This window comes from Streptomyces vastus (assembly GCF_039532825.1).
GTDB classification, from domain to species: Bacteria; Actinomycetota; Actinomycetes; order Streptomycetales; family Streptomycetaceae; genus Streptomyces; species Streptomyces vastus.
Genome location: NZ_BAAASJ010000010.1, coordinates 46247 through 67382, shown reverse-complemented (window position 1 = coordinate 67382; position 21136 = coordinate 46247). Strand labels below are relative to the sequence as shown.

Sequence of the window (21136 nt, the reverse complement as noted above, 5' to 3'; positions counted from 1 at the left end):
CGAATCAGCGGAACGCCGAGGGCGGTGGTGCCGGTGAGGCCACCGCCGCCGCGTCCGTGACCGCTGCGGCGCCGCCGGTGAAGTCGGTCAAGGTTCTGCCGTGTTCGACCCTCGCGGGGTGCGGGTCCGAGGCGGCGCGGCGGGTCAGTTCGGCGATCGGGAGCGGTTGGTCGGAGGCGACGAGGACCGCGTTGCCGAAGCGTTTGCCGCGCAGTACGGCCGGGTCGGCGACCAGGGCGAGCTCCGGGAAGACGCCCGCCGCCGTGGCGATCTGCCCGCGCAGGTGGGCCAGCGGCGGGCCGTCGGCGAGGTTGGCCGCGTAGAGGCCGCCCGCCTTGACCACCCTGCGGACGTCGGCGAGGAACTCGGTCGAGGTCAGATGCGCCGGCGTGCGCGCCCCGCTGAACGCGTCCGCGATGACGAGGTCCGCCCAGCCGTCCGGCACCTTGGCGAGCCCTTCGCGGGCGTCGACGGAACGTACGCGGATGCGGGCGTTCGGGTCCAACGGCAGCTCTCGGCGGACCAGTTGGACGAGGGCGGCGTCGCGTTCGACGGCCTGCTGGGTGGAGCGGGGGCGGGTGGCGGCGACGTAGCGGGCGAGGGTGAGGGCGCCGCCGCCGAGGTGCACGGCGTGCACGGGTCTGCCCGGCGGGGCGGCCAGGTCGATGACGTGGCCGAGGCGGCGCTGGTACTCGAAGTTCAGATACGCCGGGTCGTCGAGGTCCACGTACGACTGCGGGGCGCCGTCGATGAGCAGCGACCAGGCACGCGCCCGGTCCCGGTCGGGCATGAGCTCGGCGAGCCCGCCCTCGACTTCGGCGACGACGGCTTGGGGTGCCACCCGTGCCACCCCCCGGTCGCCCGACCGCTTGGTCCTCGGCTTCGCCTTCGCCCTTGCCATCAGGCCATTATCGGGGGTGCGGGAGAGGGAGGCTCAGCGACAGCGCCCCATAGGGGCGCGGGGCTGTGTCGAATCTGCGGCTCCGCCGCGATGGGGGCCCGCTCATGGGGGAGCGACCAGCCCGCTACAACCCGCAGATAATCACCGGCCGTCGCCTGTAGCACCTAACGGCAGTTGTCCGCCGCCTCGATCAAACGAGCCGCCTCGTCCAGCGCGGCGCGCAGGACGACCGGGTCCGTGGCGAGCTCGGAGTCCTCCGGGGGCAGGAGCCAGCCGGAGCCCTCGACGGGCGGCTCGCCGGAGCCGGACCCGGACCCGGCGCCCTCGGAGACCGCAGCCTCGGCGATGAGGCTGATACCTCGGCCGTCGGTCTGCGTACACGTGCTGCCCGGCACGTCCCAGGCATCCGCCGTGCCCGGCGGCACCAGGAAGCCGAGAGTGTCGCAGGTGTCGTCGTGCAGGACGGGGCCCACGGCCTCCGAGGCACCCCGGCGCAGGATGTCGACAGCCTCCAGACCCTGCCGCGTCGGGACGGTTACGAGGTCACACGGGTCGCAGGGATCGCAAGGATCGTCGGGATCCGCCTGCCCCGCATCGTCTGGCGGAGCTTCCGTCGGGAGCGGCGCACGGCGATCGATGCTCTGTCTGGTCTCCATTCCGGCCTCCATCGTGGAACCCCTCCTCGATCGAACTCACCGCATGGTTCAACGCCCCCGGACGTCAACGGCTACGGCGCAACTGAGCCGCAAAGGATGGCAGTTCATGGCAGATCATGGATGAGATATCCGGTTTGTAGCCAAACCTCGCGTGGTCGACTCGTCACAGCAGGTACGTTCTTGCCCGCCGGAAACCTGAGCGGGACCCGATCAACCCGAGTGGGAAGTGATCAACTCGCCTTGGTTCCGGCATGGTTCGACGGTTCGCGAGAGAGGGCCCGGCCATGGCGTCGTACACGACGACCTCGTCGTCCCAGTCACCTCCGCCACCGCGGCCGAACCTCGCCTTCCGGGAGCTGCGCGGACAGCGTTCGCCGGGCGAGTTCGCCGCCGCGGTGCGACGGGCCGCGCGGGAGATCGGGGAGCGGGTGAGCTGCGACGCGCGCTATGTGGGGCGCGTCGAGGCGGGGGAGATCCGCTGCCCGAACTACGCGTACGAGCGGGTGTTCCTGCATATGTTCCCCGGCCGGTCGCTGACCGACCTGGGGTTCGCGCCCCGCTCATCGGTACGCGGACGCGGGGCGCGCGCCATGGAGGAGGCGCTCCCCTCGCGCACCACGAGCCGGACGTACGCCCCGCATGAAACGGATGGGGCGCAGGAGCCGTATGAAACGCAGGACGCGCAACACGCCTGCGGCACGCACAACACGTACGGCATGCAAGACACGTACGTAACGCAAGGCACGTACGAGTACCACGATCAGAACCACGAGGAGAGCGACGTGCAGCGTCGCGCATTCATGACCGGAGGCACCGCCACCGTGGCGGCCGTCTCCCTGGGCCCCCTGGGCGTCGCGTTCGGCGGCCCGGCCGTCGCGGCGGACCGTCCCGTGCACCGGGTCGGTGAGGCCGAGGCGGGCGCGCTCGAAGAGGCCGTACGGCAGATCCGGGTGCTCGACGACCGGCACGGCGCCGACGGGCTGTACCGAAGGGCGGCGACTCCGCTGCGGGCCGCGTACGCCCTGCTGGACGCGGGTGCGACACGGCGGGCGACCGCCGAGCGGCTGCACTCGGGCGCGGGTGAACTCGCCATCTCCGTGGGCTGGCTGGCGCACGACTCCGGTCGCTTCGGCGATGCGCGCTCGCACTACGCGGAGGCCCTCGCCACCGCCCGGGTGGCCGGGGACCCGGCCCTGGAGGCACATGCCTTCTGCAATACGTCCTTCCTGGCACGTGACGCGGGCCGCCCACGCGAGGCGGTGCGGGCGGCGCAGGCCGCGCAGCGCGCCGCACGTCCACTCGGTTCGGCCCGGCTCCTGTCGCTGCTCGCCATGCGCGAGGCCGGCGGCTGGGCCGGGCTCGCCGACCGCACCGGCTGCGAGCAGGCACTCGCCCGCGCTCACGCGCTGTTCGACCGCGGGCCCTGCGACGCCGACCCGGAGTGGATGAGCTTCTACGGCCCGGCCGAACTGGCGGGCCTGGAGGCCCAGTGCTGGTCGACGCTCGGCGACTGGCCGCGCGCGGCCCACCACGCCCGGCGCGCGGCCCGCCTCCAGGACCCCCACTTCACCCGCAACATCGCGCTCTACACCGCCGAACTCGCCGACGACCTGGCCCGCGCCGGCCACCCCGACGAGGCCGCCACGGCAGGACTGCGCGTACTGGACCTCCTGGACGAGGTGCAGTCCTCACGCGTCCAGACGATGCTCGCGGGCACGGCCCGCGTGCTGCTGCCGCATCGCCGCGCGACGGGAGTCTCGGACTTCCTGGAACGGCACGCGGCTCTGGCGCGGACGGCATAGGGCAGCGGCGGTACAACGCAGGGGCGACACGGGGCGGGGCGGCATAGGGCGGGGCGGCATCAGGGCCGACGGTTTACTCGCTCCCAGGGCGCTCTACGTGGGCACCTGCCCGTTACGCGGTCAGGTGCCCGCAGTCGTTCCACGTCTCGATCGCGGGCTCTCCGTAGGCCCAGCCGAGCACCGACAGGGACGTCGGGTTGAGGCGGATCCGGGCCGCGAAGTCCAGGTCCAGGCCGAGCCAGCGGGCACCTATGGAGCGCAGGATGTGGCCGTGCGCGAAGACGAGCACATCGCGGTCGGCGGAGCGCGCCCACGCCACCACCTCGTCCGCGCGCGCGGAGACCTCGGTGAGGGTCTCGCCCCGGGGCACCCCGTCGCGCCAGATCAGCCAGCCGGGCCGCCCCGCCTGGATCTCCGCGGGCGTCATGCCCTCGTACGCGCCGTAGTCCCACTCCATGAGCGTGTCCCAGACAACCGCCCGGTCGCCGAAGCCGGCGAGTTCGCATGTCTCACGCGCGCGTGCCAGCGGACTCGTACGCACTTCGACCCCGCGGAGCCCGCCCAACGGTGCCCGGTGCAGCCGCTCGCCGAGCAGCTTGGCGCCGCCCCTGCCCTCCTCCAGGAGAGGAATGTCGGTCCTGCCGGTGTGCCTGCCGGCCAGCGACCATTCGGTCTGGCCGTGCCGGGCCAGCAGGATGCGCGGTGCCATGAGTTCGGCCTCCGGATGGATCAGGGATGGATCAGAAATAACCCACTGGTGAATCGCTCCATCATCGCCCAGGCTCTTTCGGGGCAACCCACTGGGCGATCTCTGCGTCTTCGAGGACCGAGGCGCCCCGTTCAGGCGTTCGCATAGGTTGGACCGTGGGGCGTGGCGCATCGGCCACGGGGAGAGAAGGGGGAGGGCGATCGGATGCGGCGGACCGATGTACCGGGCACCGAGGCGGTATCGCGCACCCGGCCCCGCTGGTGGGCGGAGCTGCCGCTGATCTTCCTGGTGTACGCCGTGTACTCGGCCGGCCGGCTGCTCGCGCGCGGGGACGTGACCACCGCCGTGGACAACGGCCTGGCGATCCTGCGCATCGAGAAGGTCTTCTACCTCAACGCCGAGCACCCGCTGAACCGCCTCTTCACCCGCGAGCCCTGGCTCGGCATACCCGCCGACTTCTGGTACGCGTCGCTGCACTACCTCGTCACGCCCGCGCTCCTGGTGTGGATCTTCCGCTCCCGCACCGTGCGCTACCGGGCGGCCCGCACCTGGCTGCTGATGTCCACGTTCATCGGCCTGATCGGCTTCACGCTGCTGCCCACCTGCCCGCCCCGGCTGCTGTACGCGGGGCACGGCTTCGTCGACACGATGGCCCAGTACAGCGGCTACGGCTGGTGGGGCGGCGAGGCGAGCGCACCACGGGGCCTGGGCGGCATGACCAACCAGTACGCGGCGATGCCGAGCCTGCACGTCGGGTGGGCCCTGTGGTGCGGGGTGATGCTGTGGCGGTACGGCGGCACGCGACTCACCAAGGTCGCGGGGGTCGCGTATCCCCTGATCACCACGATCGTGGTGATGGGCACCGCCAACCACTACTTCCTCGACGCGCTCGCGGGCGCCGCCGTGATGGGCGTAGGGCTGCTGCTGACCCGGCCGGTGCTGCGGCTGGCGGACGTGGCACGGCAGCGGCTCCGGGTACTGCGCCTCACCTGGGGCGGGACGGCGGTCACACCGGGCTCGGCCTCGATCCCGTCCGGCTCGGCACCGGTCCCGTCCGGCTCGGTATCGGGTATGGCATCGGCCGCGACACCCGTCACGGCGCCGGTCCCGGAACCGGTCACAGTGGGCTCGCGCGGCGCAGGCTCCTCAATTGTCAGTGGTGGATGCCAGACTTCCCCGGGTGAGCGATTTCCCGGACAGCGCAAGGTCAGTGCCGGCCCCGGTTCCGGTGCCGGGCAGAGAGCCGATCCCGAAGCAAGTCCCGCCGACGCGGGGGACGAGGCTCCGGCAGCGGCTCGCTGAGCTGCGCGGTCCTGCGGTCGCGGCGCAGCCGCTGGACGCCCGCGCCCTGGCGGCGCTCGCCGCGAACCCCGGCTGCAAGCGGCGCGCCATCCTCGACGGGGCGGGCGTGAACAAGGCGGCGCTGGCGAGCGCGCTCGGCTCGCCGTCGGCCTTCGGGCAGTCACAGTTCGCGTTCATGCGGGGCAATGCCTTCGAGGCGCGCGTCAAGGCCGACGGGGGCGCGGAGCTGCTGCGGCTGGTGCAGGAAAAGCTGGACGCCGGGGCGGAGCCGCCCGTGGCCGGCCTCGTTCCCGACCTGGCGGCCGTGGGCCCCGAGGGACGTGCGGCCCGTACGGCACTGGCGCTGCGCGAAGCCACCGCGGCCGGCGCCTGGACGCTGCTCGACCACCCCATGCTCGCCCTGGACGTCGCGGGCTCCCCCGCCTTCCTGGAGCCGGACGCGGTCGTGGTGCATCCCGACGGAAGCTGGACGGTCGTAGAGATCAAGTCCTTCCCGATGCTGGACGGTTCGGCGGACGCCGCGAAAGTCGGCGCGGCGGCACGCCAGGCCGCGGTGTACGTACTGGCGCTGGAGCGGGTCGCGGACCGGCTCACCCCCGCCCCCGGGGTACGGCACTCGGTGCTCCTGGTCTGCCCGAAGGACTTCTCGAACCTCCCCGCCGCCTCCGCCGTCGACGTCCGCAAACAGCGCTCCGTGACCCGCCGCCAGCTGGACCGCCTCACCCGCATCGAGGACATCGCCGCCGCCCTCCCGGAAGGCACCTGCTTCGCCCCCGACCTCCCCACCCCCGACCTGACGGCAGCGGTCGAGTCGGTCCCCGCCACATACGCCCCCGAATGCCTCTCCACCTGCGAACTCGCCTTCCACTGCCGCGCCCGCTCCCGCACGGAGGGCGCGGTGACGTCACTCGGCCGCTCGCTCCGGGCGGAGCTGGGCGGCTTGGCGCGGGTCGACGACGTCCTGTCGGCGGCCCGCGGCGAGTCCGGCGACCCGACCGACCCGGCGGTCGCGGCGCTGCGCAGGGCGGCGGAACTGCGGGCGGAGGCGCTGGGAAGCCGGTCGTCCGACCGCAAGGGGGCTTCATGTCCCTGATCGCCACCCTCGCCCGCCTCGAAGCCGTCGACACCGGCCGCGCCCAGCCCCTGGCCACCGTGCGGCACCGGCACCTCGCCGAGCGCCCCCTCGTCTTCGTACCGCTCACCACCGCCGGAGAAGCCGGGGCCCCGCTGGGCGCACTCGTCGGCACCGACCGCGAAGCGCCCCGTCTGCTCGTCGTGCCGCAGCCACGCGACCGCGACCTGCGGTTCGCGTTCCTCGCCGAGCTGGCCGGAGTCGTGCTCCCGTACATCGACTCCTACGCCGAGGACGTCGAGGCCGCCGAGCGCACCGAGACCGATCCGGAGACCGGGAAGCGGGTCAAGGTCGAGGTCGAACTGTGCGCGGACGCACCGCAGTTGATCGTGCCGAGCCGAGCCGGTATCGACTTCGTACGGCTTCTCGGGCGCTCCATGCGCTTCCGACGCACCGCCGAGCAGGACCCGGAGACGCCCCATCCGGCGCCCCCGCACGTACCGCTGCTCGGGCGATGGCTGACGCACTACGGGGAGCGGGCCCGGGTGCCCGGCTCCGCTCTGCTGCTCGCCCTCACGGACGTACTGTCGCGGCACTGGGCCACCGGCCAGAGCAGCCTGGAGGACCAGCACCTCGGCGCCCTGCTCGCCTGGATCGACCCGGCGGAGGGCGCCTCCGGCGCCGAGGCCGCGCTGCGGGCCGAGCTCCAGCGCGACGCCAGGGGGCAGCTCCTGTGCCCGCCCGCCGGACCCTCCACCGACCCGGCGTTCGACAACAAGCTGCTCGCCCCCGCCATCGAGCGCTACGACCGCGCGCGTACGGCACTCGCCGCCGCCGAGGACGGCCTGCAGGCCGACGACCGGCTCGGTGAACTCACAGCCGCCGAGCGCGAGATCCGCGACCTCGTCGACAGCCGCACCCGACCCACCTGGGACGCGGTGTGGCGCGGCCTCGACCTGCTGCGCGCCCTGCCCGAGGGCGCCCACGCCGCCGACCGCTGGACCCGCGACCGCTGGTCGTTCACCGGCCACCGGGACCGCGTCCTCGCAGGCGAGCCCCCGCAGCCGCGCCGCGACGACGCGGTCACCGCCGCGAACAAGCTCGCGACGCGCGAGCGCGAACAGGCCCGGCTTGAAGCACAGGAAGCCCTCGACGACCCGCTCGTCATGGCCGGACGGCGGCTCGCCGGAGAGGCCTTCGCAGGCGAGGTCACGGACGTCGTCATGGCGTACAGCGAAGGCAAGCGCCCCAGCCCGCGCCCCCTCGTGACGGTCCGCACGGACGACCGGCCGCACCTCGCCGAGCGCGCCAAGGTCTACCGCTCGCTCGGCGGAAAACCGCAGGCGGCCGAATACGTCGAGGGGACATACGAGGAGGACGGCGCCGACGCCGGAGGCATGAGCGTCGTCCTGCGCATCGTCGACAAGATGGGCCGCGGCAAGGAACCCGAGACCGGATCGGTCCCCGAGAAGGGCGACCTCGTCTGCTTCACGCTCTTCGAACACGAGCAGCGGGGCGGCGCGAAGCTGCCCGACCCGGAGGACACGCCCTGGACGCACGGCGGCCCACCGGGTGAGGCGACGCATCCGCCGGCCGACCCGGTGACCGAGGAGGACGCCCTTTGACGACCACGACTGCTGTCTTCGACCCCGGCGCCGAAGCCGCCCGCGCCACCGGCGCGATCCTGCGCGACACCCTGCACGGGACGCACCGCGGCGTCGTCGTCGACTCCCCGCCCGGCGCCGGCAAGTCCACGCTCGTCGTCCGCGCCGCACTCGAACTGGCCGACGCGGGACGCCCGTTGATGGTCATCGCCCAGACCAACGCACAGGTCGACGACCTGGTCCTGCGGCTCGCCGACAAGAACCCCGACCTGCCCGTCGGCCGCCTGCACAGCAGCGACCCGGACCCGTACGACAAGGCACTCGACGACCTGCCGAACGTCCGCAAGTCGGCGAAGGCCGGAGAGCTCGCCGGGCTCGACGTCGTCATCTCCACGGCGGCCAAGTGGGCCCACGTCAAGGGCGTCGAGCCCTGGCGGCACGCGATCGTCGACGAGGCGTACCAGATGCGCTCGGACGCGCTGCTCGCCGTCGCCGGCCTCTTCGAGCGGGCGCTGTTCGTCGGCGACCCGGGCCAGCTGGACCCGTTCGCGATCGTCGGCTCGGAGCAGTGGGCGGGCCTGTCGTACGACCCGTCCGCCTCGGCCGTCACGACGCTCCTCGCCCACAACCCGCAGCTGCCGCAGCACCGCCTCCCCGTCTCCTGGCGGCTCCCGGCGTCGGCGGCGCCGCTGGTCTCGGCCGCGTTCTACCCGTACACCCCGTTCCGCAGCGGCACCGACCACGACGACCGGCGGCTGGACTTCGCGATCGCGTCGGACGGTTCGGGCCCCGACCGCGTGATCGACGAGGCGGCCGAAACGGGCTGGGGCATGCTGGAGCTCCCCGCCCGGCACACACCTCGTACGGATCCCGAGGCGGTACGCGCACTGGCCCAGGTCGTACGCCGCCTCCTGGACCGAGGCGGCGCGGCCACATCCGAGCGCTCCCCCGACCCCACCCCCCTCACCGCCGACCGGATCGCCGTAGGCACGGCCCACCGCGACCAGGCGGCAGCGGTCCGCTCGGCGCTGGCGGAGCTGGGCGCCGGGGACGTGACGGTTGACACGGCGAACCGCCTCCAGGGCCGCGAATACGACGTCACGGTCGTCCTGCACCCCCTCTCCGGCCGCCCCGACGCCACGGCCTTCCACCTGGAAACGGGCCGCCTCTGCGTCCTCGCCTCCCGCCACCGCCACGCCTGCATCGTCATCAGCCGAGCCGGAGTGCCCGACCTCCTGGACGACCACCCCTCGACGGAACCGGTCCAGCTCGGAGTCACGGTGAAGTTCCCGGACGGCTGGGAAGCGAACCACGCGGTGCTGTCCCACCTGTCGGAACACCGGGTGCCATGGCAGCCGTAGCTCTTCTGCCTGTGCCCGAGTGAGCGACTGCGCGTCGGGCAGCCCTGAGGCCCACTTGCGCGGTCAAGAGACAATGGACGGTGGCCCACCCACCAGGACGGGTCGTCCACCGCATGAGGAGGAGAAGTCATGGCGGAGCAAACGCCGCGTCGGAACGAGCCGCGGCTTCGCCCCGCGCCCCTGCTCTTCGAGCCGGCGGAGGCCGCCTCCGATCCGGAGCATTTCTTCGATCTCGAGTCGATCGACGATCCACGGGCGCTGCTGGACCGTGCCACGGAGCTGACGCACGCGTTCCGGGCCGCCACCGACCGTGCCGTCGAGTTCCAGGCGATCGCCGCCGCGCAGCTCGCCGATCCCCGCCGGTTCGACCGGCTCACCCCGGCCGACATCGCCGAGCGGGCTGAGTGGACCGAGGACTACGCGAAGAGAATGGTCGACTTCGGCCGGGAACTGCTCAGCGGAACGAACGGCAAGGGGCTCGGGCACGGAATCGGCGACCTGGCCTGAGCCGGCGAACCTGAAGCCGGGAACCTGATTCGGCGAGGCCTGAGCCCGGGGCAAAGACCTTGCGGCATATGCCGGGTGGGCAAGCTACCCCACTCGCACCCCTCCTGTCCCGATTTCCGGCGACTCCTCGCAACCGGACCCTCACCCGCAGTAGACCTATGCGCCATGAGCGGCATGCGCAGCACAGGGAATCCGGCAGGCACCGTCGCGCCCAGCGCACGTACCGTCGCGCAAGGTGCACTCACCCTCACCTCGGACGGAGCCGCCTGGCTCGCGTCCGCGCAAAGCCACACGCACACCATTACCCACACCCACACCCACACCCACACCACCGTCGCCGTCCGGAACGACCGGTCCACTACCTCGGTCGTCCTCCCCTGCGGCTCCGCCTTCGACGTCGTCAACGCTCCCGCGATCTTCGGCCGCCGCATGCTGGACCAGCTGTGGGGCGAGGGGCCGGGTTCGGGACCGGTGGCCGCGTACCGGGGCCGGATGCTCCTGTTCGCGACGCCGGGCACCGCTCAGCGCCTGCCCGTGCTCCTGAAGTGGGAGGAGTGGGGCTCCGACGGCGGCGCGGGCCGCAGCCGCGCGATCCCGCCGCTGCTCTGCCACGGCAGGGGCGACGCGGTGACGATCCCGCCCGCGGGCACGACACCCGGCGAGCCCGCACCCCTCCCCACACCCGCCCGCTGGCTCGTCGCCCCCGACACCCGGCGCCCCTGGCTGCCGGGCCCGGAGGTCTTGCTCTGGGCGGCGGTACGTGCAGCTCGGGCGGCCCGGATATCGATTTTTCCTCCCGCCGACCTGGGTGCTAAGGTCTACGACGTCAGCAGGCGCCGCTAGCTCAGTTGGTTAGAGCAGCTGACTCTTAATCAGCGGGTCCGGGGTTCGAGTCCCTGGCGGCGCACAATGGCGATGGCGAGGAGGTTCGCGCAAAGCGCGAACCTCCTTGCCATCGTTGTTATTGCGCGGCTTCGCCGCGCGTGGTGGGGGCTCCGCCACCCACACCCCCGATGCGTGGGGCGATGTGACCGTGAGCGCGAAAGCTCACCCCGTAGAGATCGTCACCGTCCACGCCCCCGAAGCCGTGCGGTCCTCCACCTCGAGCCGTACGTCCTCCCCCGGCACCGTGAAGCTCTCGCCGAGTCCGACCGGTGCGTCCGCGAGCGGTGGATAGACCGAGTCCTCCCAGCAGGCGGCGGTGTCGGGGTGCGCGTCGAGGACCTCGACCGGTCCGCCTCCGGACACGGTCTCACTGCGTACGCGATAGACGAGCACCCCCTGCGAACAGACCGCTCCGTCGTTCCCGACGGGCCCTCGCGCCTCGAAGGCGATCACGCTGTCCCGCCCGGTGCGCACCACCGCCAGCTTCGTCCCACCCCCCAGTCCGAACCCGAGACCGCCCGATCCCAGCTCACTCGACCCCAGTCCACCAGATCCCAGCCCACCCGATCCCAGGCCACCCGAAGGGAAGCCCCGCCCGCCCCCCAGCCGTCTCCCCCTGACCTCGGCCTCGAAAGCCTCCGCCCCCGCCGCACCCCCAGCCGCCCCAGCCGCCTCGGCCATCGCCGGACCGCCCGCCCCCAAGGGCTCCAGCGTCATCCGCGTCCCCCCGCCGCCCGCCGCCTGCACACACGACACCTGTCGCGGCTCCAGCCAGCCGAGCTTCCACTTGTGCCAGCCGAAGAGATCCGGTGCGAGCCCGAACTGGCTGCCCATGAGGTCCCAGTCGCCCACGTAGGTGTCCCAGTCGCCCTTGTCGTCGGTCGGCCGGTGGTAGAGGTCGGGCAGGTCGAAGACATGGCCCGTCTCGTGGGCCAGGACGAGCCGGTCCGGCGGATGCTGCTCGAAGACCGTGACGACCCGGCGGATGTCCGTGCCGTCGGCCCGTAGCGGCGCCTCGAGGTTGACCACTTTCGTCGCGTCCGAGTTGACGCCGGGGGCGTCCGGGTCGGCGACGAAGTAGACGACGTCGTAGCGCGAGAAGTCGACCCGAGGGTCGGACGCGGCGAGGGCGTCGCGCAGATACGCCGAACGGCGCGCGGAGTTCCAGTCGCGCTGCATGGCGTACGCCGTTGAGGCGCGCGGCATCGGGAGCCATTCGCGGAGCGGATGCGGGCGCAGTGTGAACTTGCCGTAGGAGGCACGTTCGAAGAAGCGGCTGGTGGCGGGGAAGTGGTCGGCCGTCAGTTCGATGGGTGTGGTCCGCGGGACGGAGTCGGGGAAGGAGAGGAAGATCATCACGGCGTCGAGGCGGCGGTCGGGGCGCGGATAGGCGGCGTTCCAGGTGTCGAGGCCCTCGGAGTGGTGGGCATCGCTCCGCTTCAGGGCGCAGGGCGTCGTGGGAGGCACGGCGTTCGAGGGGCCCGCCGCCAGGGAGGTGGCGGCGAGTGCCGTCATGGAGGTGAACAGTGCCGCGGGACCACGCCAACGAGGTCGTGCCCCGCCACGGGTGAGCCCCTTGAGGGGGAACAGACGCGGCACTTCGACCTCCGGTGCGGAATTCGGGATACCACACCCAGCCTGTACGCATTTGACCACTGATGCCCTGTTTGTCTGCACCAGAAGGGTGAGCGCGTCGGCATCCGGACGAGCACCTCACGGGAGCAAGAACACCCCGAGTACTCACGGAACGTCACAAGCGATCGGCCACTGAAGGAACCTGTCCACGTGCGGGCAGAAACGATCTGTCAGAAGAGCCGGTTAATTGGGGAGACTGAGGAGTAGCTGGAAGGCGTTCGGGCCAGCCTCTATGATCGGCACACTTTCCTGCGCGGACACGGCTAGAGCGGCCGTCCTCCACCGGCCGACCACCCGACGAGACCTGTACGAGTAACGACTGCACAGCGGGAGCGAACGGTGAGCGGAACGTCCGATGGGCAGGTGCCTGCGGCAGACCTCGTCCGGCCGGCGGTCACAAAGAGTGACAGTCAGCCGCATTCTCACAAGAAGGCGTCCCCACGCGTCGACACTCACACCACATGCGTCGACACGCGTACCACACGTACCGAGCCAGTGACATCACGCGCCGAGGCCGAGCCTCCACGCGCCCCCAACGAAACCCATCGGACCGACGAGCTCGAAGACCGCACGTTCCGGGCCGCCTTCGACGCGGCCCCCGTGGCCATGGCCGTCGTCGACCGCGAGGGCCTGGTCGTCACGGCCAACGACGCGCTGGCCGCGCTGCTCGGCGCGGGCCGGGACGGTCTCGCGGGCCGGATCGCCGCCGATCTGGTGGACCTCGCCTCCGACGCCCGCACCTGGCACGCGTACCGCGAGGTGCTCCGCGGCCGGCAGGCCAGACTGCGCTGCACCCGCCGGCTCAAACACCCCGACGGGCACTCCCTTTGGGCCCAGGTGACGGTCTCTCCGCTGCCCGAGGAGGAGCGGGCCGTGCTGGTGTCGGTCTGCGACATCAGCGCCCGCCGTGAACTCCAGGCGCGCCTGCGGCACTTGCAGATGCACGACCCGGTGACGCGGCTGCCCAACCGCACCCTGTTCTTCGAGCGCCTGTCGGCCGCGCTGGAGGCGGAGGCGTACGAGGAGTCCGGCACCGGCCGGATCGGGCTGTGCTACCTGGACCTTGACGGATTCAAGGCGGTCAACGACACGCTCGGCCACCGCATCGGCGACCGGCTGCTCACGGCCGTCGCCGAGCGGCTGACGCGCTGTGCGGACGAGGCCGGGCACGCGCGAGCGGCCAAGCCGCTGGTCGCCCGGCTCGGCGGCGACGAGTTCGCGCTGCTGGTCGAGGACTCGACGGGTACGGAGCAGCTGGCGGAGCTCGCCAAGTCCGTACTGACGGCTCTTCAGGCGCCCTTCGACATCTCCGGGCAGCGGCTGTCGGTCTCGGCCTCGATCGGGGTCGTGGAGCGGCACGCGGCCGACACCACCGCGACGGCCCTGATGCAGGCCGCCGATACGACGCTGTACTGGGCGAAGGCCGACGGAAAGTCCCGCTGGACGCTCTTCGACCCGGAACGCAACGCCCACCGCATGACGCGTCAGGCCCTCGCCTCCACCCTCCGGCCCGCCATCGAGAAAGGTGAATTCGCCCTGGAATACCAGCCGTTGGTGGGCATGGAGGACGGCGGTGTGCGGGGGGTCGAGGCGCTGGTGCGATGGAACCATCCTCAGTTCGGCACACTGACGCCGAATCGGTTCATCGGACTGGCCGAAGAAGACGGTTCGATCGTGCAGTTGGGGCGCTGGGTGCTGGCCGCCGCCTGTCGGCAGGCGCGCCGCTGGCAGTTGGACCACCCCGATGTGCCGCCGGTCTTCGTCAGCGTGAACGTGGCGGTGCGCCAGGTCTGGGACTCGGATCTGGTGGCGGACGTCGCGGCGATCCTCTCGGAGACCGGACTCGCCCCGCATCTCCTCCAGTTGGAGCTCACCGAGTCGGCCGTGATGGGCTCGGCGGGCCGCCCGCTGCAGGCCCTGCAAGCGCTCAGCGACATGGGCGTACGCATCGCCATCGACGACTTCGGCACCGGGTACTCCAACCTCGCCTACCTCAGCCGCCTCCCGGTCTCCGTGCTGAAGCTCGACGGCTCGTTCGTGCGGGGCTTCCAGTACGAGGAGGCCGGCGACCGCGCGAACCCCGCCGACGAGGTCATCGTCGAGGCTCTCATCGAACTCGCCCACCGGCTGGGCCTGACGGTCACCGCCGAGTGCGTGGAGACCGCCGGGCAGGCCTCCCGGCTGCGGCGTATCGGCTGCGACACCGGCCAGGGGTGGCTTTACTCCCGGCCGGTGGCGGCGGATCGTATCTCCGCACTATTGACTGGGGCGGACTGTCCTCAGACCTGAGCCGTCCGAGTCTGCGGCAACTCGTAAGCGTCGGCGATCAGTTCGTAGGAGCGCAGGCGTACGTCTCCGCTGTGGGCGTGGCTGGTGAGCATCAACTCGTCCGCGCCCGTGCGCTTTTGGAGGTCGTCGAGGCCGGTGCGGACCTCGTCCGCGGTGCCGTGGACGACGTTGGAGTTCCAGTCGTCCATGAACTCCCGCTCCATGGGGCTGAATTCGTACGCCTCCGCCTCCTCGGGGGTGGGGACCAGTCCCGGGCGGCCGGTGCGCAGGCGGATCATGTTCAGGGCGGCGGCCATCACCTGGCGGCGGGCCTCCTTCTCGTCGTCCGCGGCCAGGGCGGAGACGCCGATGAGGGCGTACGGGGCGTCGAGGACTTCGGAGGGTGTGAACGACTCCCGGTAGAGGTCGAGGGCCGGGATCGTGTTCCGCGCCGAGAAATGGTGCGCGAAGGCGAACGGGAGGCCCAGGGTGCCGGCGAGGCGGGCGCTGAAGCCTGAGGAGCCGAGGAGCCAGACGGGTGGCCGGTGCGGGTCCTGTACGCCACCCGGGGATGTGGACTGGATGGGGCCCGGGACCGCGTGGATACGGGCGTAGGGGTGGCCGTCCGGGAAGTCGTCGTCCAGAAAGCGGGTGAGCTCCGCGAGTTGCTGGGGAAAGTCGTCGGCGCCCTCGTTGAGCCGGTCTGTGCGGCGTAGTGCCGCGGCCGTCGCTCCGTCCGTGCCGGGGGCTCGGCCGAGGCCAAGGTCGATGCGGCCCGGGGCCATGGCCTCGAGGGTGCCGAACTGTTCCGCTATGACGAGGGGCGCGTGGTTGGGCAGCATCACTCCGCCCGAGCCGAGGCGTATCCGGTCCGTGTGGGCGGCGAGGTGGGCGAGGATCACGGCGGGGGAGGTCGAGGCGACGCCCGGCATGGAGTGGTGCTCGGCCACCCAGTAGCGGTGGAATCCGCGGGCCTCTGCGAGGCGTACCAGTTCGACGCTGGTGCGCAGGGCGTCGGTGGCGGTGTGGCCGGCGCCCACGGTTGCCAGGTCCAGCACGGAGAGCGGCACCTGTGCGGTGCCTGCCGTGTCGCCTCGTATCTCGTCTGCCGCCACGGGGTGCCTCCTGCTGGGTACGACGTCGGGTCCGCGCGTACGTAACGGGGGGCGGCCTGCGGGTTATTCCGCCCCCGCCGCCCTTACCCGACCCATACCAAGGGGCTCCGCCCCCGGACCGTTCATCGAGTACAAGGCGCGCCGTGCTGGGGTGCCGTTCATCGAGGTGGATGGGGCCTACACCTCGCAGCGCTGCCCGCGCTGCGGCCACACCGAGCGCGGGCAACCGCCGGACCCGGGATCACTTCCGCTGTCGTCGGTGCGGCCTCGCTGGGCCCGACGACCACGTCGCCGGGGTCAACGTGCGCCAACGGCGCACGCTCGGCGTGGGGATTCGTCAACATGCCCGATCCGGACCCGGCATAGCCGCAACCGGTAGATGTGACCCGTGACCGCCCTGCCGTAGGGGGCAGTCGGAAGCAATGAACGCAGCCATACGGGGACTGAGCCAACAGACTTGGTCCTTCAGGGCTGAGTAGTTGACGGGCCTGGTACGTACCCACGCTGCTTGTCGACCACGTTCGGCAGCGGCTCGCCCGCCTCCCACAGCTCGTACAACTCCACGAACTGCGCCCCGAGTTCGTCCCGCCAGCCGATTGTGTCGCCGCTCATGTGCGGCGAGACGATCAGTCCGGGAAGCTCCCACAGGGGGCTCTCGGGAGTGAGGGGCTCGTGCTCGAAGACGTCGAGCGCCGCCCCTGCGATCCAGTGCTTCGACAGGGCGTCCGCGAGCGCGTTCTCGTCCACGAGCTGTCCGCGCCCGACGTTGATGAAGCGCGCGGAGGGCTGCATCAGGCCCAAGCGCCGTGCGTCGAACATTCCGTGCGTCTCGTCGGTGAGGGGTGCCGCGGACACCACCCAGTCGGCGCGCGCCATGAGCCGGTCGAGTTCGTCCGGGCCGTGGACGCCGGTGCGTGGCGTACGTCCCACCAGGGCCGTCTTGATGCCGAGGGCCTTCAGGGTCTGCTCGATCGCCCGCCCGATCGGCCCCGAACCCACCACGCACGCGCGCGTGCCGGCGACCCGCTGCGACTCCCGGTGCCGCCACTGGCGCGCCCGCTGGAGTTCCCACGTACGCGGCAGATCCTTGGCCATCGCGAGGACGAGCGCGGCCACGTACTCGGCGATCGGCTGGTCGAAGACGCCGCGGGCGTTCGTCACCACCGTGTCGGACGCGGCGAGTTCCGGGCACATCAGGTGGTCCACGCCCGCGCTGGCCGTGTGCACCCAGCGGGGCCGCGGGCCCTCGCCGGGCCAGGCGCGGCGCACGGCGTGTGAGGTGAAGTTCCACACAAGCAGGACATCCGCGGCCGGCAGCAGCGAGGCCAGCGTCGCCTCGTCGGCGTATTCGATCCGGGCCCGTCCGGCGAGTCTGCCGAGCCGGGGCGACGGTTCAGCGTCCAGCACCAGCACGGTCATTGTTTCGGCCTCGTGCGCGGGGTCAGTAGCGGTCATCGGGGAGAAACCGTTTCGCAATGAGGGTCCGCTTCTCTTGAGTCGGACGCACTGACGGGAAAACTGCGGGAGCCGTCTGAGATGCGCGGATTGACCACGCTCGCACCGGAACCTACCTTCGTCAACATGGACCCGTAGGCGGTCCGCTTTCCTGTCCCGACGTCCCGGCATGCGCCGGCTTGTGTCCCCCGGCCCTCGGCCGGTTCTCCACCACTAGCTCGACTTGAGTTTGGGGCCTGCTCATGGACGTCTCCTTCCTTGGTGGACCGCACCCGCAGCGGGGTGTGGGCATCGTCGCTCCCTTCGACTTCGCCCTCGACCGGGAGCTGTGGCGCTGGGTGCCGGACGAGGTCTCACTGCATCTGACCCGCACCCCTTTTGTGCCCGTCGAGGTCAGCCTCGACCTCGCGCGGCTGGTCAGTGAGCATGAGACGCTCGGAGAGGCGGTGCGCGCGCTGAACGCGGTGCATCCCGAGGTCGTCGCGTACGCCTGTACATCGGGCAGTTTCGTCGGCGGTATCGCGGGCGAGCGGGCGATGTGCGAGGCGATGACACGGGCCGGGGATGTGCAGTCCCTGACCACGTCCGGTGCGCTGCTGGAAGCCCTCCAGGAGCTGGGTGCCCGCCGTATCGCCCTGGTCACGCCCTACACCATGTCCGTGACCCAGGCTCTGGAGGAGTACCTCGCCGAGGCCGGTATCGAGATCATCGGCACCTCCTCCCTCGGCCTGACCCGGCACATCTGGAAGGTTCCCTACCGCGACGTCGTCGGCATGGCCCGCGAGGCGGTGCGCGGCACCGCGGACGCGCTGTTCATCAGCTGCACCAACCTCCCCACGTACGACGTGATCCCGCAGTTGGAGGCCGAGCTGCGGATTCCCGTCATCTCGGCCAACCAGGTGACGATGTGGGCCGCACTGCGTCACCTGGGTACGCGAGCGGTGGGGCCCTATCAGGCGCTGATCGACCACTCGGCGCGGCAGCGTCCGGTGACGCCGGAAGCACTGCCGGAGTCACTGCCGGGCGCAATGCCGGGATCAGTGCCTGAATCGCAGGGGTCCGCACTGCCAGAAGAACAGGAAGGTTGGGCATGACGGCACTCGGATTCCTCTACCCGGGCTACTCGGCCGAGGACGACTACCCGCGCATCGAGCTGCTCCTGGGCAGCGACATCCGCCTCACCCTCGTCCACACGGACATCGGCGAGGACGCCCACCGCGAGGACGCGCTGCTGGAGATGGGCTCGGCGGCCCGGCTCGCGGCCGGCGTCGAGGAGCTGCGGCTGTCCGGCGCGGAGGCGGTGGTGTGGGCGTGCACGTCCGGCAGCTTCGTGTACGGCTGGGAGGGCGCCCATGAGCAGGTCCGCGCCCTCGCCCGTACGGCCGGCCTGCCCGCCTCCTCCACGTCCTTCGCCTTCGTCCACGCGATCCGTGAGATCGGCGCACGCCGGGTCGCGATCGCGGCGACGTATCCGGAGGACGTGGCCGCGATGTTCTCCGCCTTCCTCAAGGACGCGGGGATCGAGGTGGTCTCCGTCCGTGGCAGCGGCATCATCACGGCGGCGGAGGTCGGAACGTGGGGTGCCGACGAGGTCCTCACCATGGCCCGCTCGGGCGACCACCCGGACGCGGACGCCGTCCTCCTCCCGGACACCGCCCTGCACACGGCCTCCCACCTCCCCGCCCTGGAGAAGACCCTGGCCAAGCCGGTCCTCACCGCGAATCAGGTCACGGTGTGGGAGGCCCTGCGATTGGCTGACCGCCGGGTGAATGCGCCTGAGCTGGGGATGCTGTTCACAAGGGAGCCGATTGTGCAGGTGTGAACCCTAGGAGTGGTGGATGACCGAGCTGACCGCGCTGCAACTCGTCGACGGATACCGCAAGGGCGAATTCAGTCCCGTGGAGGTGGTGCAGGCCGCTCTCCACAGGGCCGAGGAGATCCAGCCCTCCGTGAACGCCTTCGTGCGCCTCACCGCTGACGAGGCGCTCGTACGGGCGCGGGAGTCGGCAGAGCGCTGGCGGCGCGGTGAGCCGGCCGGTCTGGTGGACGGGGTGCCGGTCACGGTGAAGGACATCCTGCTGATGCGCGGCGGGCCGACCCTGAAGGGCTCCAACACCGTGCGCGTGGAGGGGCGTTGGGACGAGGACGCGCCCTCGGTTGCCCGGCTGCGCGAGCACGGCGCCGTCTTCGTGGGCAAGACGACAACGCCGGAGTTCGGGTGGAAGGGGGTCACGGACTCACCGCAGTCCGGGGTGACGCGGAATCCGTACGACGTGTCGCGTACGTCGGGCGGTTCGAGCGGCGGGAGTGCGGCGGCCGTGGCCATGGGCGCGGGTCCGCTGTCCCTCGGTACGGACGGCGGCGGCAGCGTCCGTATCCCCGCCGCGTTCTGCGGGATCTTCGCGCTGAAGCCGACGTACGGGCGGGTGCCGCTGTATCCGGCGAGCGCGTTCGGGACGCTCGCGCATGTCGGACCGATGACGCGGGACGCCGCCGACGCGGCCCTGATGCTGGATGTGATCAGCGGCACGGACGCCCGCGACTGGTCCGCGCTCGCGCCGTCGGCCGGACGGTTCACGGACGCGCTGGACGGCGGCGTACGGGGGCTGCGCGTCGCGTACTCGCCCTCCCTCGGCGGACAGGTGCCCGTACAGCCTGGCGTCGCGGCGGCCGTGCGGCGGAGCGTGGAGGGGCTCGCCTCCCTCGGCGCGTTCGTCGAGGAGTCCGACCCCGACTTCACCGAGCCCGTAGAGGCCTTCCACACCCTGTGGTTCAGCGGAGCCGCACGGGTGACGCAGAATCTCGGGCCGCACCAGCGGAAGCTGCTGGATCCCGGGCTGCGGGAGATCTGCGACCAGGGCGCCCGCTACAGCGCGCTCGACTATCTGGCCGCGGTGGACGTACGGATGGACCTGGGCCGGAGAATGGGCCGCTTCCACGAGTCGTACGACCTGCTGGTCACGCCGACGCTGCCGATCACCGCGTTCGAGGCGGGCGTGGAGGTGCCGAAGGGCTCGGGGTACCGGCGCTGGACGGGCTGGACCCCGTTCACGTACCCCTTCAACATGTCGCAGCAGCCCGCCGCCAGCGTCCCCGTCGGCCTTGACGGGGACGGGCTGCCGGTGGGTCTGCAGATCGTGGCCGCCCGGCATCGGGACGACCTGGTGCTGCGAGCGGCGCATGCGCTGTACGAGGCGGGGGTGGCCCATATGGCTCCCCCGCCGCGCCGCACCGCTTAGGGCTGGGGCGCTTACGCCCTGCGGAAGCTGAGCGTCTCCCCCAGCGCACCCGCGCGCCACAGGTCGTTGCAGGCCTCCGCCATGGTCTCCAGGCCCTCCACGACCTGGCCCCAGACGATGCCGGGCACCCAGCCGACGTCGGCGTTGATCAGCAGGTTGTTGCGTTCGTAGAAGAGGGCCAGGTCGATCACCGGGGTGCCGGCCTGGACGCCGGAGGCCCCGCCGTAGCCGTACGACTGTGTGCCCAGCTGGGTGCCGGAGAAGGAGAAGTAGCACAGGTCGCCGGGGATGGGGGTGACGGTGGGGTTCTCGAGCGGGGGTTCGGCGGGGGCGAAGGCGGGGAGCAGGGTGTAGATCTCGTTGCGGGCGTACTTCGCGTGGTAGACGTCGCTGCCGAGCGGGAGCGCGTTCCACACCGCCTCGCAGGTGATGGGGGCGCGGTCGTCGAGGAGCTTTGCGGTGCAGTGGACTCCGCGCTTGGTCAGGGAGACGTCGATGTAACGGTCGGCCATGGTCACACCCGTACCCCGGTGTGGACCGGAATCCACGGGTAGGTCCTGTGCGGCGTATGCAGCGTGTGGGTCAACGCGCGCCCACGACGGGGGCACCAGCGGGCCATCACACG

19 protein-coding genes and 1 tRNA gene are annotated in these 21136 nt (G+C 71.6%); 13 read left to right on the top strand and 7 right to left on the bottom strand.

What is annotated here, in order from left to right:
- Window positions 1-4: 4 nt before the first annotated feature.
- Both ABD357_RS04515 and ABD357_RS04510 read right to left on the bottom strand, forming a co-directional pair.
- A complete protein-coding gene (locus ABD357_RS04515; RefSeq protein WP_486389218.1) occupies window positions 5-790 on the bottom strand; it encodes a spermidine synthase in 786 nt (261 codons plus the stop codon).
- Window positions 791-1065: 275 nt separating this feature from the next.
- Entirely contained in the window at window positions 1066-1557 is a 492-nt protein-coding gene (locus ABD357_RS04510) for a hypothetical protein (RefSeq protein WP_344387629.1), read from the bottom strand.
- Window positions 1558-1841: 284 nt separating this feature from the next.
- Here ABD357_RS04510 and ABD357_RS04505 point away from each other — a divergent pair, with 284 nt between their 5' ends.
- Window positions 1842-3359 carry an NsdA family TPR-like regulatory protein gene (locus tag ABD357_RS04505; RefSeq protein ID WP_344387628.1) on the top strand — a complete coding sequence of 506 codons (1518 nt, stop codon included), beginning with the start codon at window positions 1842-1844 and terminating at the stop codon, window positions 3357-3359.
- Window positions 3360-3471: 112 nt separating this feature from the next.
- On the opposite strand, the gene ABD357_RS04500 is transcribed toward ABD357_RS04505, so the two are convergent.
- Entirely contained in the window at window positions 3472-4068 is a 597-nt protein-coding gene (locus ABD357_RS04500) for a histidine phosphatase family protein (RefSeq protein WP_344387627.1), read from the bottom strand.
- A gap of 204 nt (window positions 4069-4272) precedes the next feature.
- On the opposite strand from ABD357_RS04500, the gene ABD357_RS04495 reads away from it, so the two are divergent.
- From ABD357_RS04495 to ABD357_RS04465, 7 genes are all read left to right on the top strand, one after another.
- Entirely contained in the window at window positions 4273-5370 is a 1098-nt protein-coding gene (locus tag ABD357_RS04495) for a phosphatase PAP2 family protein (protein WP_344387625.1), read from the top strand.
- A complete protein-coding gene (locus ABD357_RS04490; RefSeq protein WP_344387624.1) occupies window positions 5297-6463 on the top strand; it encodes a hypothetical protein in 1167 nt (388 codons plus the stop codon). The genes ABD357_RS04495 and ABD357_RS04490 overlap by 74 nt, the downstream gene beginning before the upstream one ends.
- Entirely contained in the window at window positions 6454-8067 is a 1614-nt protein-coding gene (locus tag ABD357_RS04485; RefSeq protein WP_344387623.1) for a hypothetical protein, read from the top strand. Before ABD357_RS04490 ends, ABD357_RS04485 begins: the two co-directional genes overlap by 10 nt.
- A complete protein-coding gene (locus ABD357_RS04480) occupies window positions 8064-9407 on the top strand; it encodes an AAA domain-containing protein (protein ID WP_344387622.1) in 1344 nt (447 codons plus the stop codon). Before ABD357_RS04485 ends, ABD357_RS04480 begins: the two co-directional genes overlap by 4 nt.
- 129 nt (window positions 9408-9536) lie before the next feature.
- Entirely contained in the window at window positions 9537-9914 is a 378-nt protein-coding gene (locus tag ABD357_RS04475) for a hypothetical protein (protein ID WP_344387620.1), read from the top strand.
- Window positions 9915-10088: 174 nt separating this feature from the next.
- Complete coding sequence (locus ABD357_RS04470; RefSeq protein WP_344387618.1) at window positions 10089-10757, top strand: hypothetical protein; 669 nt, start codon at window positions 10089-10091, stop codon at window positions 10755-10757.
- A tRNA-Lys gene (locus tag ABD357_RS04465) sits at window positions 10748-10821 on the top strand. Before ABD357_RS04470 ends, ABD357_RS04465 begins: the two co-directional genes overlap by 10 nt.
- Window positions 10822-10961: 140 nt before the next feature.
- Here the strand turns inward: ABD357_RS04465 and ABD357_RS04460 are convergent.
- On the bottom strand, window positions 10962-12314 hold the full coding sequence (locus ABD357_RS04460; protein WP_344387617.1) for a M6 family metalloprotease domain-containing protein: 1353 nt from the start codon (window positions 12312-12314) through the stop codon (window positions 10962-10964).
- Between the two features lie 459 nt (window positions 12315-12773).
- Here ABD357_RS04460 and ABD357_RS04455 point away from each other — a divergent pair, with 459 nt between their 5' ends.
- A complete protein-coding gene (locus tag ABD357_RS04455; protein WP_344387616.1) occupies window positions 12774-14723 on the top strand; it encodes a putative bifunctional diguanylate cyclase/phosphodiesterase in 1950 nt (649 codons plus the stop codon).
- Here the strand turns inward: ABD357_RS04455 and ABD357_RS04450 are convergent.
- Window positions 14714-15817 (bottom strand): LLM class flavin-dependent oxidoreductase, encoded by a 1104-nt coding sequence (locus ABD357_RS04450; protein WP_344387615.1) that lies wholly within the window; start codon window positions 15815-15817, stop codon window positions 14714-14716. The genes ABD357_RS04455 and ABD357_RS04450 overlap by 10 nt on opposite strands.
- Between ABD357_RS04450 and ABD357_RS04445 the strand changes: the two genes are divergently transcribed.
- Entirely contained in the window at window positions 15705-16196 is a 492-nt protein-coding gene (locus ABD357_RS04445; protein WP_344387614.1) for a zinc ribbon domain-containing protein, read from the top strand. The two genes, ABD357_RS04450 and ABD357_RS04445, sit on opposite strands and share 113 nt — an antisense overlap.
- A gap of 86 nt (window positions 16197-16282) precedes the next feature.
- Here the strand turns inward: ABD357_RS04445 and ABD357_RS04440 are convergent, their stop codons facing one another.
- The gene (locus ABD357_RS04440) at window positions 16283-17272 is read right to left on the bottom strand and encodes a D-2-hydroxyacid dehydrogenase (RefSeq protein ID WP_344387613.1); all 990 of its coding nucleotides are present in this window, start codon (window positions 17270-17272) and stop codon (window positions 16283-16285) included.
- Between the two features lie 242 nt (window positions 17273-17514).
- Here ABD357_RS04440 and ABD357_RS04435 point away from each other — a divergent pair, with 242 nt between their 5' ends.
- Genes ABD357_RS04435 through ABD357_RS04425 form a run of 3 tightly spaced genes read left to right on the top strand, consistent with a single transcriptional unit; the run spans window position 17515 to window position 20511 of the window.
- Window positions 17515-18366 (top strand): maleate cis-trans isomerase family protein, encoded by an 852-nt coding sequence (locus ABD357_RS04435; RefSeq protein ID WP_344387612.1) that lies wholly within the window; start codon window positions 17515-17517, stop codon window positions 18364-18366.
- A complete protein-coding gene (locus tag ABD357_RS04430; protein ID WP_344387611.1) occupies window positions 18363-19094 on the top strand; it encodes a maleate cis-trans isomerase family protein in 732 nt (243 codons plus the stop codon). Before ABD357_RS04435 ends, ABD357_RS04430 begins: the two co-directional genes overlap by 4 nt.
- A 16-nt stretch (window positions 19095-19110) precedes the next feature.
- The gene (locus tag ABD357_RS04425; protein WP_344387610.1) at window positions 19111-20511 is read left to right on the top strand and encodes an amidase; all 1401 of its coding nucleotides are present in this window, start codon (window positions 19111-19113) and stop codon (window positions 20509-20511) included.
- 11 nt (window positions 20512-20522) lie between these two features.
- Here the strand turns inward: ABD357_RS04425 and ABD357_RS04420 are convergent, their stop codons facing one another.
- On the bottom strand, window positions 20523-21023 hold the full coding sequence (locus tag ABD357_RS04420) for a DUF3830 family protein (protein WP_344387609.1): 501 nt from the start codon (window positions 21021-21023) through the stop codon (window positions 20523-20525).
- Window positions 21024-21136 lie beyond the last annotated feature (113 nt).